This window comes from Streptomyces sp. NPDC008125, from assembly GCF_042957125.1.
GTDB lineage: Bacteria > Actinomycetota > Actinomycetes > Streptomycetales > Streptomycetaceae > Streptomyces.
The window spans coordinates 395,422-409,756 of the sequence record NZ_JBIBHR010000006.1; the positions used below are offsets into that span (position 1 = coordinate 395,422).

A 14,335-nucleotide genomic window follows, 5' to 3' on the forward strand; every position below is an offset into this window, starting at 1 on the left:
CGTACCGTCCAATGCAAGGCGACCTGCGTTATACGGCGGCCGTCGAGGGAACACCGCTTTTGGAGGTCACGTCATGGAGCAGATGCTCGCCGCACGCCTGCACGTCCCGAGCCGCACCCTGCGCGTCGAGGAGGTGCCCCGGCCGCAGCCCGGCCCCGGTCAGGTGCTCGTGAAGGTCGAGGCGGCCGGGGTGTGCCTCTCCGACGTGCACCTCATCGGCGGCAGCCTCACCCCGCAGCTGCTGGACGGCGACACCGTCACCCTCGGTCACGAGGTGTCCGGCACGATCGCCGCGACGGGCGAGGGCGTCACGTCCTGGACGCCCGGTCAGCGCGTGGTGCTGTACGCGGGCGAGACCCGTGACGGCGTCACGTACACCCGGGGCGTCGACTACGACGGCGGCTGGGCCGAGTACGCCCTGTCCGCCGAGGACGCGCTGACGCTGCTGCCCGACGCCATCCCGTTCGACCAGGGCGCGATCATCCCGGACGCGGTGTCGACCCCGTGGGGCGCGATCACCGCGACCGCCGGCGTCCGGCCCGCCGAGGCGGTGGGTGTGTGGGGCGTGGGCGGGCTCGGGGTGCACGCGGTGCAGCTGTTGCGCGCCGTGGGCGCGTACCCGATCGTCGCCGTCGACCCGAACCCGACCGCCCGGCAGCGCGCTCTCGCCGCCGGAGCCGATCTGGCGCTCGACCCGGCCGCTCCGGACCTCGCGGAGCGGGTGCACGCGGTCACCGCCGGCGCGGGACTGGCCGCCGCCTTCGACTTCGCCGGGGTGCCCGCCGTGCGCGAGCAGGCGCTGACCGCCCTCGCGAAGGGGGGACGGCTCGTGCTGGTCGGCCTCACCGACAAGCCGCTGACGGTCACGCAGGGCACCCGGTTCAGCTACCTCCAGCAGCGGATCCTCGGCCACTACGGCTCCGACATGCCCGTCGCCCTCCCTCAGCTCCTCGGGCTGGTCGAAGGCGGGCGGCTGGACTTCTCCGGCTCGATCAGCGGGACCCTGCCGCTGGCGGAAGCGGCCGAGGCCGTGGCCCGGCTGGAGCGCAAGCAGGGTGACCCCATCCGTCTGATCCTGCGTCCCTGACGGACCCTCGGGCAGGGGTGGCGCATGCGGCGCACCCCTGGACGTGCGGGCGGTACCGCTCCGCCCGCACATCCGGGGGGTGTCGTCCGGGCGTCGCGCCGGTGCTGTGAAAATGGGGGCCATGAGCTGGGACGAGAGTGCCACCGTTCGGGTGGCGAGAGCGCCGGACGTGTTCGTGATCGGTGTCACCGGCGCGGTCGACCAGGCGGAGCGCGATCTCCTCTCCGCCGCCTGGGAGGAGGCCGCGGAGGCGAACCTGCCCGCCACGGTGGTCGACCTGTCCGGTGTCACCTTCGGGGACAGCGGGCTGCTCAACGAACTGCTGGCGGCGGAGCGCGGACACCGGCTCCGGGGACGGGCTTTCATCATCGCCGGGCCCCTCCGCCCGCAGGTGCGGCGGTTGTTCACCGTCACCGGGACGCTGGACCACTTCGTCGTGGTGGGGACCGCCGGGGACGCGCCCGAGCATCGTGCGAGCTGACGCCATGTCAGCCCGCAACCCGGCGAGCGAGGTTGCGGCTCAGTCCGCCGGGCCGCGCACAGCTGGTCCGGCGAACATCCGATGAGCCACCGGGCGGCCGCCCAGCGCGTCCCGTAGCCCGGTGAGTCCGTGGGCCAGCTCGGCGCGCTGCCCGGCGGGCATGCTGTCGATCGCGGTGGTCAGCACCTCGCCCCGCTTCCTGCGCACCTCGGCGAGGTGCGCGTGCCCCCGCGTCGTCAGACTCAGCGTCACCTCTCGTCCGCTGTGGGGGCTGGGCCGCCTCTCCACGAAGCCCACGGACTGGAGCCGGTCGCACAGTCGGCTGAGCGAGGGCGCGGACACGTTCAGCACGGCGCCGAGCGCCCTCATCCTGATGCCGTCCTCGCGGTCGACGGCGTACATCAGACGGAGCTGGGCCAGGGACGCGGGGGCCGCCCAGCCCCGGTCGCGAGTCCGTTCCCACAGCAGGTCGAGCAATTCCACGATGTCGCCCGCCGCCGACGCCACGTCGTCGTGGCCCAAAGGCGCGACCTCGGCGTCGGACGTCATGACGTTCCCCCTCTGTTCCCGGTATCCCGGGGCGGGCCGGGCGCACGGCGTGCGTCAGGCTGTGCCGTCCGGGCCGGTGGGACGGGCCGAGCGGTGTCGTACGCCCTCGGTGACGGAGGGGGCCTCGTGCGCGGACGTGGAGGTGGTCCGCATGCTCTGCCCCGAGGTCCGCTCCGCGTCCATGGGGGTCGTGGTGAGGTACTCCAGCGTACCCGTGACCTCCAGCAGCCGGTCGAGCGCGGCTCGGCGCCCGTCCAGCACCAGACGGACGCCCGCCTGGTCGGCCCGTCTGCGGATCATGATCAGCGCGGCCAGCCCGGAGGAGTCGATCGTTTCCAGCGAGGCGCATTCGAGCCGGAGTTCGCGCGTGTCCGGGTTCCCGGCCAGCTGCTCCCTCACGGTGTCGAGCAGCGTGTCGGTCTGGGTGTGGTCGAGGTCTCCGCACAACTCCACCAGGACCGCGCCCTGTGCGTCGTACCGCGTGCTGAGCCGGAAGGCGTCGGAGGGCGTGGTCGTCATGCGTGCTTCCCGTGGGGGGTGTTCGGACGGAGGCGGGCGGTCGCGAGGCGGAGGTGGTGGGTGGCCCGGGGGAAGTCCCTGAGCTCCTCGCCCAGCACCTCCAGTGCCGGGACCAGGGAGAGCGCGGGTACCCCGCGGGCCGTCAGGATGTCCCCGGTCCAGTCGAGGAATCCGGTGAAGAGCTCCGGGTCGTCGGTGTAGAGGGCGGCGGCGAGGAAGTCGGCGATGTGCGCCACGTCCTCGGCCGTCCGCTCGCGCTGCTCCTCGGAGTAGGCGCGCGCTCCGGGAAAGCGCTCGTCCAGCCCGACGAGGACCGCCTTCACCAGCTGCGCCTTGCTGCGCACCACCAGGGTGTACTCCTGGTCGCCGAGGTGGGGCAGATCGTCGATGGGCTGGTGGACCCGCGGCGTACGGGGGGTGATCCCCGCCGCCAGGAGACCGGCGGCGGTCCGGGCGTCGGGGGCCCAGGCGTCCGCCCCGAGCAGGCGGGCGTACCTGCCGTCCGCTGCGAACGCCGCCCCTCCGGCGAGGACCGGAGTGCCGGTCGCCTGGCAGGCGGTGATCGCGCCGTGGGCGACGGGAAGCCGGGTGGCGAGGGAGGCGGACAGGGCCACCGCGTCGGCGCCGGTGCGGTGCAGATGGGCGATCAGGTGCGCGGTGGGGACCTGGGCGCCGAGGAAGTCGACCCGCACGCCGCGCAGGGTCAGCACCTCGGCGAGGATGCGGGCCGGCAGGGCGTGCCACTCGCCGTCGACGCAGGCGACGGTCACCCGCCCGGACGCACCGGTGGTGCGGGCCCCGCCCGTCGCGGGGCTCCGGGAGAGGGCGCCGACGACCCGGTCGTTGATCGCGGTGGCCGCGTGTTCCTGGGCGACGGTGATGCGGTTGGCGGCCCACTCGACGCCGACCAGGCCCTGCACGGGAGCGACGACGTCCAGCAGGAGGCTCTCGGCGTCCGCGCCGTCGTGGTGGGCGTCGAGCACGAGACCGGTGGCCGTGTACTCGTCCCCTTCCAGGACGGCGTCCCACAGTGCGTCCCGGAGCGACGACAGCGAGTGGTCCGGTGCCAGGGTGTGCGTCATGCTCATGCGGTGAACCTGCCCCGGGTGTGGCCGTCCACCGCGCTGAGGTGGTGGGTACGCGGGGCGGCGATGACCACGACGGCCATGTCGTCGTGACGTCCCGCACCGACCCACTGGGCCGCGAGCATCTGGATGTGCTCGACGACGGCCTCGGCGGGCATCCCTCCGCACCGCGACAGCGCACTCCGCAGCCGCTCCTCGCCGAAGAGGGAGTCCCCGAGGGGCCCGCCCCTGGCCTCGGTGATCCCGTCGGTGAACATCACGCAGCTCTCCCCCGGTGCGAGGACGACCTCCACCGTCTCGGCCCTGGCCTCGGGGAGCGCGCCCACCAGGGTGCCCCGGGTGGCCGCCTCCTCCACCGTCCCGTCCGCGCGGACGATCATCGGAGCGGCGTGCCCGGCGCTGGTCAGCCGCAGCCGCACCGAGGCGGACTCGCGCACCGCGGAGGCGAGGACGAGGGTGGCGAACCGGGCGTGGTGGGAGTTGAGGAGCGCGCCGTTGAGGAGGTCGATCATCCGCTGGTGGTCGTCGGCCATCGGCAGCAGCGCGTGCAGGGTGTTGCGGATCTTCCCGGTGAGCACGGCGGCGTTCAGGCCCTTGCCGCACACGTCCCCGAGCACGGCGAGGGAGGGCTCTCCCTCGACCGCCGCGGGGTGCACGTCGTAGAAGTCGCCGCCCACCCGCTCGGTGTCGCGCGAGGCGCGGTAGCCGCCGGCGAACTCCACTCCGGAGACCTGGTGGAGGGCCGGGGGCAGGAGCTCGCGCATCAGCGTCTCGGTGATCGACGCCTGCTCGGCGTACATGCGGGCGGCGGACATCGCCGCGCCGGCCCGGGCGGCGAACAGCCGGGCGAAGGTCTCCTCGCTCCGGCTGAACGCGTGGTGCTCGCCCCGGCGGAGCAGGATGAGGGCTCCGGCCGGGACACCGTGGCCGGGCAGTGGGGTGACGACGATGGAGCCCACGTCGGCCATGTCCGGCGGCACCACCCACGACGGGGCGAGGGCCGGGTCCATCCACCGCGACGGCACGGGCGGAAACCCCTGGAGCGCCTCGGCGAGGCCGGGCACCGCGTCGGGGTCGACGCGTTCCCGGGTGAGCGTGGGGATGCCGTCGCCGGAGCAGCGGGCGATCAGCGTGCCGCCGACGGACGGGGCGACCACCAGGGCCGCGTCCGCGAGGTGCGCGGCGGCCAGCTGAGCGGTCGACTCGGCGCACTTGTCGAGGTTGAGCGAGGCCAGCAGCCGGTCGGACGCCTCGGTCAGGAAGGCGGTGCGCTCGCGTTCGCCACGCAGCGCCTCGGCGGCGCGCAGCCGGTCGGTGTCGTCCACCAGCCACCACACCACGCCGCCGTCCTCCTGACCGGCCGGGTGCGCCTCGAAGCTGCGGTCGCCGACAGGGCCGGCGGCCGTGGCCGGGCTCTTCCCGGTCCGGCGGACCAGGTGCGCGTCCGCCAGCCAGGACGGGACGGCGTCCGTCAGGGGCGTTCCGGGGCGGGCCTCGGGGAAGAGGGCAGCCGCGGCGTCATTGGCCCGTTCGACCGCTCCCCTCGGCCCCACGACCAGGGCGGGGCAGGGAGCGGTGTCCCAGACCGGTTCGGTCCGAGTGCTCGCACGGGCGGCAGGCGCCCGGTTCGCGGAAGTCACCAAAAGTCGAAGGCCCGCTGCGCGAACCCCTCACCTCATCCACTCGACGACAGAATCATTGCCCCCCGGCAACACTCCTCCACCGGAGGCACTCCTGGCAACCCGTCATGGCTCCGGGCACCCCGGCGCGGGGGTGCGGCGGGGCGCCCCTCGCGCGCGCGATGTCTTCCTGTGTGAGTTCCGGCACTCGGGGAAAGCGGTGGTGGAGACCCACGCGAAGCCGCGTGCGGGAGGAAAGGCGAGAAGATGAGAAATGTCTGGTGCGGCCCCGTCGCGATCGATGTCCTGGCCGGGACGGATCCGACGGAGTTCTCGGTCGAGGCTTCCGACGACACTCTGGGAACAGTGGACCGGCGTTCTCTCGTCCCTGAATTCGACCACCTGGTCGTCGACACCGGTCTGTGGAAATTCGGTCGCAGTACCGCCATTCCCATGGGTATGGTCGCGCGGGTGGATGCCGAACACCGGGTGATCACCCTGCTCTGCACGAAGGAGCAGGTGAAGGGCGCCCCTCGCTTCGCCCGCGACCAGGACACCAATGACCCGGCCTATTTGACGCGCCTCGGCTCCTACTACGCAGGAATTCTGACGCCGTGATGCCGGTCCCTTCCGTCCGGGCCGCGTACGGGCGACCGTCGCGGGCCCGGTACGGCATTCCTCGTCCGCCCTTTCGTACGACTCCGGGGTGAAGCGCCATCAGTGAAATGACCGGACGTAAGAGACCGGCCAGGGGGACGGCGTTCCTGGTCCGGGCGGACGGGTTCGCACTTGTCCGGGTACAGGGCGACGCCGACGAGAATTCCGGGGCGCCCGAGTTGGCCGAGGCCCTCGGGGCGGCGTTGCGGATGGGGACAGAACGTACTGTGGTGGACCTGTCGGAGACGGAATTCGCGGACTCCGCGGTACTGCACGCCCTGCTCGACGCACGCGCACGTCACGAACGCGCCGGCGTGGGACTGGTGCTCGCGGGCCCTTTCCGCACCGCCGTACGTCGTTTGTTCGAGGTCACCGGCACGGCGGGCGCCTTCACCATGGCCACGAGCGTGGAAGAGGCGGCCGCATGCTGAAGCCGGCACGACACGCACGGCCCGTCACCGCGACGGGGCCGTGGCACAGGGGGCGGAGGAGCACGTGAGCAGGGAACATCCGGTGGGCCGCGACGAAGGCGGACCCGTCGGCACGGGGCTCACCCTGCCCGGCGACGCCGCCGCCGCGCGCGCCATCGTGCGCGAGTTGCTGGACGAGCAGTTCTGCACGCTGGGGGGCATGGACCCGGACGACGTGGTCATCTCGGACGCGCTGCTGGTGACGTCGGAACTGGTCACGAACGCCATCCGCCACGGGGGCGGGCTCACCGGGTTCAGCGCCCGGCTCAGCGGTGAGGGGCTGCTGCTGGACGTGGCGGACGCCAGTCCCGCGGAGCCGCGGACCGCGGTTCCGCTTCCCGACACCGTACGGGTCGGGGGGTACGGCTGGCCGCTGGTGCGGCGGCTCTCGAAGCGGGTCACCATCACCCAGCAGGAGCGCGGCAAGCGGATCAGCGTGCTCATCACCCTGTTCTGAGGCGTCGTCCCGGGGCCGCGCGCCCTCACCGGCCCCGCCGCCCCGCGCGCCCCCGGGTCTGTCGGCGGTTCAGCAGCGGTGGGTGACCCGGGCCACCAGGTCCTTCCAGCCGTCCTCGATACGCTCGGCCGAGAAACATCGTCCGTTGCGGTGGTGGTTGAGGAATGAGGGGTCCAGGTAGGCGAGCAGCACCTGGGTCAGCAACTCCAGGTCACCGGTCGCGCCGGCCCGCCGGAGCAGGTCGGTGACGTGAAAGGCACGCACCGTGCGGGCGGGGGCGCTGTAGCGGCGGGTCGGGCAGTTGTCCGCCTCCACGTACAGATCGACGTACTTCATCATGTGGCGGATGGTGTGGACGCCGAAGGCTTCCAGCCGCTCCAGCGGCGGCGCACCGGGGCCCAGCGGCGGCGGTCCGCAGATGACCGCGTTCTGGAATTCCTTCTCGGCGTGGTCGATGAGCGCGGTCATCAGACCGACCCGGTCGCCGAAGCGCCGGAAGACGGTGCCCTTGCCGACGCAGGCCGCGGTGGCGACGGCTTCCATCGTGACGTGCTCGGCCCCCACCTCCCGGACCAGCCGGGATGCGGCTTCCAGCAGGCGGATACGGTTGCGGGCGGCGTCGGCGCGCTCCTGGGGCTCATGACCGGCCAGGGGCAGCAGCGTGACGGGGCGGGCGGAGGAAGCCTCTTCGGATCCGGTCTGCGCGGTCATCGCACCAGCGTAACGCGCTCCACAGGAAGTGGACCCCGGTCCGCTTGGCGTGCTATACCCATGACCGGACCACGGTCCGGTTAATTTTTCCGCCGCCGAGCCCGGCGCTTTTCACAGGAGTCCCCCATGTCCACTCGCATCGTCGCTCTCGTCGGAAGCCTCCGCTCCGGTTCCCACAACCGCCAGCTGGCCGAGGCCGCTGTGAAGCTCGCTCCCGAGGGCGTGGAGGTCGTGATCCAGGACGAGATCGCCGACCTGCCCTTCTACAACGAGGACATCGACGTCGAGGGCAAGCTCCCGGCCGTGGCCGCGAGGCTCCGCGAGACCGCCAACAGCGCCGACGCGTTCCTCCTCTTCTCCCCCGAGTACAACGGCACCATCCCGGCCGTCCTGAAGAACGCGATCGACTGGTACTCCCGCCCGTTCGGCGCCGGCTCGTTCACCGGCAAGCCGGTCGCCGTCGTCGGCACCGCGTACGGCCAGTTCGGCGGCGTGTGGGCCCAGGACGACGCCCGCAAGGCCGTCGGCATCGCCGGTGGTTCGGTGCTGGAAGAGGTCAAGCTCTCCGTGCCCGGCTCGGTCGTCCGTTTCGCCGAGACGCACCCGGCGGACGACGAAGAGGTCGCGCAGCAGCTCACCGCCGTCCTGGCCGAGCTGGCGAAGGCGGCCACCGCCGAGCCGCAGACCGTCTGAGCACACCGATACGCCCGTGAGGCGCCGTCCCCGCTCCGGCGGGACGGCGCCTCACGGCGTCATGTCCCGGCGGGAAGGTCAGCCTCCCAGGACCACGCCGAACGCCCCGTCCTCCTGCGCGACGCCGCTGCAGGAGTCGTCCGCCGCGTCGGTACCGCCTCCGGCGCAGGCCCGGTCACGGAAGGTGGCCCACAGCGGGAGCGCGCCCACTCCGTACCGCTCGGCGAAGGTCCGCAGCGAGGCCGCGCCGGCCAGGGCGAAGGTCTCCCCCGCGACATCGTGACCCCGGCCATCACGGTGAGGTGCGGGGCGTTCCACGCCTGCTCGGAGCCGAGGTCCAGCACCTTCGCGAGCCGGGCCATCGCCCCGCACCGTGCGGGAGGGCGGGTCGTCCACGCCGAGCACGCCCGCGCATGAACCGAAGCACCCTCCTCCTTCGGGCAGTTGGAGCGCTACGGCTGGAGCTACGGCACCATGCAGGCGCTCTGGAAGCACCGCCGCCCGGTCACCGACCGGGGACCCTCCGGCCGGTTCGGCCGGATCGGGATGCCGCTGGTGGTGCTCTTCCAGTTCCGTGACGCAGTTCGTCGCCCCGCTCATCGACGCGTTCACGCTCTGCGCGATGCTCGTCGTCGGCCTCCAGGGCTCACTGCCGGCACGGCCGGCCGTACTCGACGTGCAACTGGTCCGCTCGGCCTCCGCGTTCCGGCTGGACCGGGAGAGGTACCGCTCCCTGCTGATGATGCCGCTCCAGCAACTCGCCTGTCGGCAGATGATGCACCCGGTGCTGATCCACTCCGCCCCGACCGGTCGTCGGCTGGGCCGGCAGAAGCTGAAACGCACCGGTGCGGTGGGCGTTCCGGTCGCCCCCACGGAGGCGGGCCGGTGACCGGCACGCACCGCACGACGGCAACCGCGCCCCGGCCGAGGGTGGATGTACGGCGTTCGGGGGACGTACGGCACGTCGGGCGGCGCGGAGCGGGGGCCGCGACCCGTACGTCGACGGCCTGCGCGCCCTGGCGCCCGTCCGCAGGGTCACCTACCAGCCTTCGGATGGCCCTGGCTGGGGTTCGCCTTCCCGTCCATGGGCGTGATGTCGCGCTCGCCGGTTCGCTGATGGCACGCTCGCCGGAGCGGCCCGCGTGGTCGGCGATCCGCGGCAGGACGCCCCGACTCCTCGTGCCGGTCCGGGTGTTCGGGCCGTTGTTCGGCACGGCGATGGTCCTGCACGGGTGGACGAAGGGCCCGGACGCGCTGTACTGGGTGCTGCCGGTGGGCGACCCGCCGGGCTGTGGCACGAGGTCGCACCGATGCTGAGCGTGGTGGTGATCGACTGATGGGGCGGGTGCCGTCGCTGGAAGAACATCTGCCGCTGGACAGCACGTGGTTCCGGTTCGCGGTTGCCTGGCCGCTGATCGCCGCCACCGTCGCCGTGTTCGGCTGGGTGGAGGACGTGGCGGCCAGGCGGTCGCGCAGGCTGCTGCCGTGAGAGCGAGGCCGCTTCCGGAAGACGGTCGCTTCCGTGAAGGCGGCCCCTTCCGCGAAAGGCGGTCGCTTCCGTACGAGGCGACCGCGCGGTTCAGTGCGGCGTCGGCGCGGGCTCCAGGACGAAGACGGGGATCACCCGGTCCGTCTTCTTCTGGTAGTCGGCGTAGTCGGGGAACGCCTCGACCGCGCGCTCCCACCACCGGGCCTTCTCGTCCCCCGTCACCTCACGGGCGATCATGTCCTGCCGGACCGGACCGTCCTGGAGCTCGACCCGGGGGTCGGCGGTCACGTTGTGGTACCAGACCGGGTGCTTCGGAGCCCCGCCGAGTGAGGCGACCACCGCATAGGTGCCGTCGTGCTCGACGCGCATCAGCGCGGACTTGCGGATCTTCCCGCTGCGGGCGCCCTTGGTGGTGAGCACGACGACCGGCATGTCGCGCATCGTGGTGCCCTGCGTCCCGCCGGAGCTCTCGTACAGCTCGACCTGGTCACGCACCCACTGGGTGGGGCTGGGCTCGTACTCGCCCTTGAGCGGCATGGTGTGTCCCGTCGTCGTTCGGTGCGGCCGTGCCGAACCTTCACCGTGCACGGCCGCGTCCATCATGCAGCGCCGACGCCCCGGCCACTGCTCGGGGGGCGGTGTCCGGCGCGGCGCGCCACCGCCCGCGCCCCGGTTCAGCGGGAGGCGAGCGCCGACAGCAGGGCGAGCGCCTCGGCCAGGCTGGTGGGGCGCAGCACGCCGTCCGGCTGATGGCCCGCCCAGCCGGGCCCGGCGAGCAGCACGGTCGGGGCGGTGCGGGCGCCGCGTACCCCCCACTCGATGGAGGCGATCCGCTGGGCCAGCGACCGGCTCGCCGTCGAACGGCCCTGCGACCAGAGGACGATGCCGACGGGACCGGTGCGCCGGGCGGCCTCCTCCAGGGCCTCGACCGGCAGGGCCGCCCCGAACATTCTTACGGGCAGGCCGCGTTGCATCAGTCCGGCGGCGAGCGCCTCCAGCGGGAGTGTGTGGTTCTCGTCCGGTGCGCAGGCGAGCAGAGTGACGGCGGCGCCGCGCGCGGGCGGCGGGCCCGTCGCGACGCGCCGGAGCACGGTGGAGACGTGCCAGGAGAGCAGGTGCTCCACCTCGACGTACCGCTCGCCGGAACTCTCCCATCGGCGCCCCACGGCGTTCAGGGTCGGCATGATGACCTCGTCCCAGGCGGCCACGAGCCCGTGCCGGTCCAGAGCGCGGGCGAGCAGTTCCTCCACCGCGCGCGCGTCCAGGCGGACGGCCGCCCGCGCGAGCCCCCGGGCTTCCGTGCGCCCGCGGCCGACCGGGAGGGCGCCAGGGGCGGTGGACGGGCGGGCCGGGGCGGGCCGCGCCTGCCCGGCGGCGGCCCCCGGCGGCGTAGTCGCGGTTCCGGGGGGCGCACCCGCACCCGGCGCGGCGGCGAGCGCGGCCCGGGCGGCCTCGGCCGGCGGTAGCCCGGCGCTGGTGAAGTCGCACATGCGCATCAGGAGTTCGACGTCGGCCGAGGTCCAGCGCCGGTGCCGGCCACCTTCGCGTTCGGCCGGCCCGATGCCGTAGCGGCGCTCCCAGGAACGGAGGGTGGTGGGGGCGACGCCCAGCAGCCGCGCGACGGCTCCGGTGGTCAGCCCTCCGTCGTACCCGGCCGGGCGGGCGGCGCCCGCACCGGGTACGTCCGCGCTCCCGGCACCCGTCATGTCCGTGCTCCCCGGCTCCGGTGTTTCCGTACGCCTACGACTCGTTGCGTCCATTCCCCCACGATACGACGCACGAACGACGCATGTTGCCGCAGCGGTGGGGAGTTGGGTTGTCTGACACCGACGGAACGCCCCGGCTCCGGCGGGCTGTTGGCGTTCCGGACCGGGTGGCGGTGCGGCCTTCGAGGCCCTCTGCCACCCGGGCTCCGGGCTTCCCGGGCTCGGGACTTCTCCGGGTTCGGGACTTCCCCGGTCCTGGGTTCCCGGGCTTCCCGACGAGGAGGGACACCGATGACCGCAGTCGACGTACCGGTGGGGCAGCGCGCGGCGCAGGCGCCGGTCCACACGCCCGCGCAGGAGCGTAGCGAGGACGAGGACCGCGCCGCAGCAGAACTGGCGGACGGGTGCCTCAGAGGTGACGCCGAGTCCTTCGCCCGGGTCTTCCAGCGGTGGGGCACCCTGGTCCACACGCTGGCCGCGCGCTCCCTCGGCGACCCCCGCGAGGCCGAGGACGTCACCCAGCAGGTGTTCCTGGCGGCGTGGCGGGGGCGTGCGGGGTACCGCCCGGAGCGCGGGCCGCTCCCCGGGTGGCTGGTCGGAATCACCCGGCGCAAGGTCGCCGACGCCCTGGCCGCACGCACCCGGCGCGGCGAGCTGGCCGCCGCGTCCGCCGCGCGGGAACAGGTGCGCGGCACCGAGGGGGCCGGGCCGGAGGCCACCGTGCTCGACCGGGTGCTGGTCGTCCAGGAGTTGTGCAAACTCCCGGCGGTGCAGCGGCACATCCTCTGCATGGCCTTCTTCGACGACCTCACCCAGGTGCAGATCGCCGAACGGACCGGCCTGCCGCTGGGCACCGTGAAGAGCCACGCCCGCCGGGCCCTGGTGCGGATGCGCAGGTCGCTCACGGCCGCAGCCACGGACATGGGCTGACGAACGTCACCCTCCCGGAGTCGTGTCCGCCGTCGCGGAACGGCCGCGGGTGCGTCCGCCCGGCGGTCCCGGGGGGAAGCAGGTCCTGAGGGAGGTGCACATGGCGCACCATGTCCACGAGGACGACCTGACGGAGCTGGCTCTCGGCCACCGATCCGCACGCGACGGCCCCGCGGTGGAGCACCTTCGCCGGTGCGCGGACTGCCGCGCCGAGTTCGAGGCGCTCGGTGCCGTGGTGGCGGCCGCCCGCGCGGTGACCGCGGCCGATCTCCCCCTCCCGCCCCCGCAGGGGGTGTGGGAGGCGATCACCGCCGAGATCGGCGGCTGAGACGAAGGGCGGGCGTTTCGCGAGGCGGACCGGGAGGGCCGGGGTTTCGCGGACCGGGGCCGCGTTTCGCGGCCCGCCCCGCGAAACCCCGGGCGGTCCCGCGCCCCTGAGCGCGTCCGACGCGCGACACCCGCGCGTCGGATGCGTCCGGGGGCCCTCCGGCTGCGGAAGTATCGGCGGCAGCACCGGCTCGGCCGCGGACGACAGCCCGTACCACCAGGACCGGTGCGCCCTGCCGCCGCCCGACCGCGGGACGGCCCGAGGAGACCCGCCCGACCGCGGACGGCCCCGAGAACACCCGTCCGTCCATCCGGAGGAGGAGAGCGCCCCCTTGCCGTACGCCGACGTGGTCATCGTGGGCGCGGGAGCGGCCGGTCTGTCGCTCGCGTACCGCCTGTGCGCACCGGGCGCACGGGTGCCGCTCTCCGTCCTCCTGGTCGATGCTCCGCCGGGGCCGCTCCGGCCGCCGCCCCGCACCTGGTGCTTCTGGGAGCCGCCGGGCGGCGAGTTCGACGCGGTGGTGTCCGCGTCGTGGCAGCGGCTCCGGGTGCGCGCCGCCGACGGCTCGGCCACGGTGGCGGTGGCGTCCCCGCTCCGGTACAAGATGCTCCGGTCCGACGCGTTCACCGCGCTGGTGGACCGGAGGCTGGACTCGGCCGAAGGTTTCGGGCGCGTGGAGCTGACCGTGCGGGCGGTGCGCGACGCGGCCGGGGGCGGCGGTGAGGTGGTCGGCGAGGACGCCCGGGGCCGCCGTACCGTCGTGACCGGGCGGTACGTCTTCGACTCGCGCCCGCCCGGCCGTATGCCGGCCGCCAGGACCACGCTCCTCCAGCACTTCACCGGCTGGTTCGTGCGGACCGGACGACCGGTGTTCGAGCCGGACACCGCCGATCTCATGGACTTCCGGACCCCGCAGCCGCGCCACGGCCTGTCCTTCGCCTACGTGCTTCCGCTGGACGCCCGCTCGGCCCTGGTGGAGTACACGGAGTTCTCCCGCACCCCGCTCGAACCCGGCGCGTACGCAAGGGCGTTGGACCATCACCTCCGTGAGGTTCTCGGCGCGTCGCCGTACCGTGTTTCCGCCACCGAGCACGGTGTCATCCCGATGACGGACGGGCGGTTCCCGTCGCGCGCCGGGCGGTCGGTGTTCCGCGTCGGTACCGCGGGCGGTGCCACCCGGCCCTCCACCGGCTACACCTTCAGCGCCGTGCAGCGCCAGACCCGGTCGTTGGCGGCGGCACTGCGCGCGGGAGAGCCGCCGCGGACGCCGCCCGCTTACCGCGCCCGGTCCCTCGCCATGGACGCGGTCATGCTGCGGGCCCTGGACACCGGGCGGGTGAACGGTGCCGCCTTCTTCACCGGCCTCTTCCGCTCGGTTCCCCCCGCGCGGCTGCTCCGCTTCCTGGACGGATCGGCGCCGCTGGGCGAGGAGTTGCTCGTCGGGCTCCGTACCCCCGTCGTCCCGATGCTCCGGACCGTCGCCGAACTCCCCTTCCGCGCCCGCCGGTCCGTCCCCGCACACCCCGTCCCCCACCTGCACGATGAGGAATGACC

The 14,335-nt window shown here is 73.6% G+C and carries 19 protein-coding genes and 1 pseudogene; 12 read left to right on the forward strand and 8 right to left on the reverse strand.

Annotated features, from left to right (window positions below; all coding sequences use genetic code 11):
* Window positions 1–73: 73 nt before the first annotated feature.
* Entirely contained in the window at window positions 74–1,087 is a 1,014-nt protein-coding gene (locus ACFZAX_RS13445) for a zinc-binding dehydrogenase (RefSeq protein ID WP_390961399.1), read from the forward strand.
* Window positions 1,088–1,208: 121 nt separating this feature from the next.
* On the forward strand, window positions 1,209–1,568 hold the full coding sequence (locus tag ACFZAX_RS13450) for an STAS domain-containing protein (RefSeq protein WP_390961401.1): 360 nt from the start codon (window positions 1,209–1,211) through the stop codon (window positions 1,566–1,568).
* A gap of 39 nt (window positions 1,569–1,607) precedes the next feature.
* On the opposite strand, the gene ACFZAX_RS13455 is transcribed toward ACFZAX_RS13450, so the two are convergent.
* From ACFZAX_RS13455 to ACFZAX_RS13470, 4 genes are read right to left on the reverse strand one after another with little or no spacing between them, the layout of a single operon-like run.
* Window positions 1,608–2,117: a MarR family transcriptional regulator gene (locus tag ACFZAX_RS13455; RefSeq protein WP_390961403.1), complete on the reverse strand. Its 510-nt coding sequence runs from the start codon at window positions 2,115–2,117 to the stop codon at window positions 1,608–1,610.
* 54 nt (window positions 2,118–2,171) lie between these two features.
* Window positions 2,172–2,636, reverse strand: coding sequence for an anti-sigma factor antagonist (locus ACFZAX_RS13460; protein WP_390961405.1), 465 nt, complete (start codon window positions 2,634–2,636; stop codon window positions 2,172–2,174).
* Window positions 2,633–3,718 carry a cobalamin-dependent protein gene (locus ACFZAX_RS13465; protein ID WP_390961541.1) on the reverse strand — a complete coding sequence of 362 codons (1,086 nt, stop codon included), beginning with the start codon at window positions 3,716–3,718 and terminating at the stop codon, window positions 2,633–2,635. The genes ACFZAX_RS13460 and ACFZAX_RS13465 overlap by 4 nt, the downstream gene beginning before the upstream one ends.
* 2 nt (window positions 3,719–3,720) lie before the next feature.
* The gene (locus ACFZAX_RS13470; RefSeq protein ID WP_390961406.1) at window positions 3,721–5,361 is read right to left on the reverse strand and encodes a SpoIIE family protein phosphatase; all 1,641 of its coding nucleotides are present in this window, start codon (window positions 5,359–5,361) and stop codon (window positions 3,721–3,723) included.
* Window positions 5,362–5,607: 246 nt separating this feature from the next.
* Between ACFZAX_RS13470 and ACFZAX_RS13475 the strand changes: the two genes are divergently transcribed.
* From ACFZAX_RS13475 to ACFZAX_RS13485, 3 genes are all read left to right on the forward strand, one after another.
* On the forward strand, window positions 5,608–5,958 hold the full coding sequence (locus ACFZAX_RS13475; RefSeq protein WP_390961408.1) for a PRC-barrel domain containing protein: 351 nt from the start codon (window positions 5,608–5,610) through the stop codon (window positions 5,956–5,958).
* A 107-nt stretch (window positions 5,959–6,065) separates the two neighbouring features.
* Entirely contained in the window at window positions 6,066–6,428 is a 363-nt protein-coding gene (locus ACFZAX_RS13480; RefSeq protein WP_390961410.1) for an STAS domain-containing protein, read from the forward strand.
* Between the two features lie 64 nt (window positions 6,429–6,492).
* A complete protein-coding gene (locus ACFZAX_RS13485) occupies window positions 6,493–6,924 on the forward strand; it encodes an ATP-binding protein (RefSeq protein ID WP_390961412.1) in 432 nt (143 codons plus the stop codon).
* 69 nt (window positions 6,925–6,993) lie between these two features.
* Here ACFZAX_RS13485 and ACFZAX_RS13490 read toward each other — a convergent pair whose 3' ends face one another.
* Window positions 6,994–7,635, reverse strand: coding sequence for a TetR family transcriptional regulator (locus tag ACFZAX_RS13490; protein ID WP_390961414.1), 642 nt, complete (start codon window positions 7,633–7,635; stop codon window positions 6,994–6,996).
* A gap of 126 nt (window positions 7,636–7,761) precedes the next feature.
* Between ACFZAX_RS13490 and ACFZAX_RS13495 the strand changes: the two genes are divergently transcribed.
* On the forward strand, window positions 7,762–8,328 hold the full coding sequence (locus ACFZAX_RS13495) for an NAD(P)H-dependent oxidoreductase (RefSeq protein WP_390961416.1): 567 nt from the start codon (window positions 7,762–7,764) through the stop codon (window positions 8,326–8,328).
* A 78-nt stretch (window positions 8,329–8,406) separates the two neighbouring features.
* On the opposite strand, the gene ACFZAX_RS13500 is transcribed toward ACFZAX_RS13495, so the two are convergent.
* Window positions 8,407–8,646, reverse strand: coding sequence for a hypothetical protein (locus ACFZAX_RS13500; RefSeq protein WP_390961418.1), 240 nt, complete (start codon window positions 8,644–8,646; stop codon window positions 8,407–8,409).
* 42 nt (window positions 8,647–8,688) lie between these two features.
* Between ACFZAX_RS13500 and ACFZAX_RS13505 the strand changes: the two are divergent.
* From ACFZAX_RS13505 to ACFZAX_RS13515, 3 genes and pseudogenes are all read left to right on the forward strand, one after another.
* Window positions 8,689–9,217 (forward strand): annotated as a pseudogene (locus ACFZAX_RS13505) (glycosyltransferase); the annotation flags it as partial.
* Between the two features lie 227 nt (window positions 9,218–9,444).
* Window positions 9,445–9,645: a hypothetical protein gene (locus ACFZAX_RS13510; RefSeq protein WP_390961420.1), complete on the forward strand. Its 201-nt coding sequence runs from the start codon at window positions 9,445–9,447 to the stop codon at window positions 9,643–9,645.
* A 19-nt stretch (window positions 9,646–9,664) separates the two neighbouring features.
* Window positions 9,665–9,817 (forward strand): hypothetical protein, encoded by a 153-nt coding sequence (locus ACFZAX_RS13515; protein WP_390961422.1) that lies wholly within the window; start codon window positions 9,665–9,667, stop codon window positions 9,815–9,817.
* Between the two features lie 90 nt (window positions 9,818–9,907).
* On the opposite strand, the gene ACFZAX_RS13520 is transcribed toward ACFZAX_RS13515, so the two are convergent.
* A complete protein-coding gene (locus ACFZAX_RS13520; RefSeq protein WP_390961424.1) occupies window positions 9,908–10,354 on the reverse strand; it encodes a nitroreductase/quinone reductase family protein in 447 nt (148 codons plus the stop codon).
* A gap of 137 nt (window positions 10,355–10,491) precedes the next feature.
* On the reverse strand, window positions 10,492–11,523 hold the full coding sequence (locus tag ACFZAX_RS13525) for a B12-binding domain-containing protein (protein ID WP_390961426.1): 1,032 nt from the start codon (window positions 11,521–11,523) through the stop codon (window positions 10,492–10,494).
* 291 nt (window positions 11,524–11,814) lie between these two features.
* Here ACFZAX_RS13525 and ACFZAX_RS13530 point away from each other — a divergent pair, with 291 nt between their 5' ends.
* The 3 genes from ACFZAX_RS13530 to ACFZAX_RS13540 all read left to right on the forward strand — a co-directional run bounded on the left by ACFZAX_RS13530 (window position 11,815) and on the right by ACFZAX_RS13540 (window position 14,333).
* Complete coding sequence (locus ACFZAX_RS13530) at window positions 11,815–12,453, forward strand: sigma-70 family RNA polymerase sigma factor (RefSeq protein WP_390961428.1); 639 nt, start codon at window positions 11,815–11,817, stop codon at window positions 12,451–12,453.
* 100 nt (window positions 12,454–12,553) lie between these two features.
* Window positions 12,554–12,781, forward strand: coding sequence for a hypothetical protein (locus ACFZAX_RS13535; protein WP_390961430.1), 228 nt, complete (start codon window positions 12,554–12,556; stop codon window positions 12,779–12,781).
* A 331-nt stretch (window positions 12,782–13,112) separates the two neighbouring features.
* Window positions 13,113–14,333 carry a lycopene cyclase family protein gene (locus ACFZAX_RS13540; RefSeq protein ID WP_390961432.1) on the forward strand — a complete coding sequence of 407 codons (1,221 nt, stop codon included), beginning with the start codon at window positions 13,113–13,115 and terminating at the stop codon, window positions 14,331–14,333.
* Window positions 14,334–14,335 lie beyond the last annotated feature (2 nt).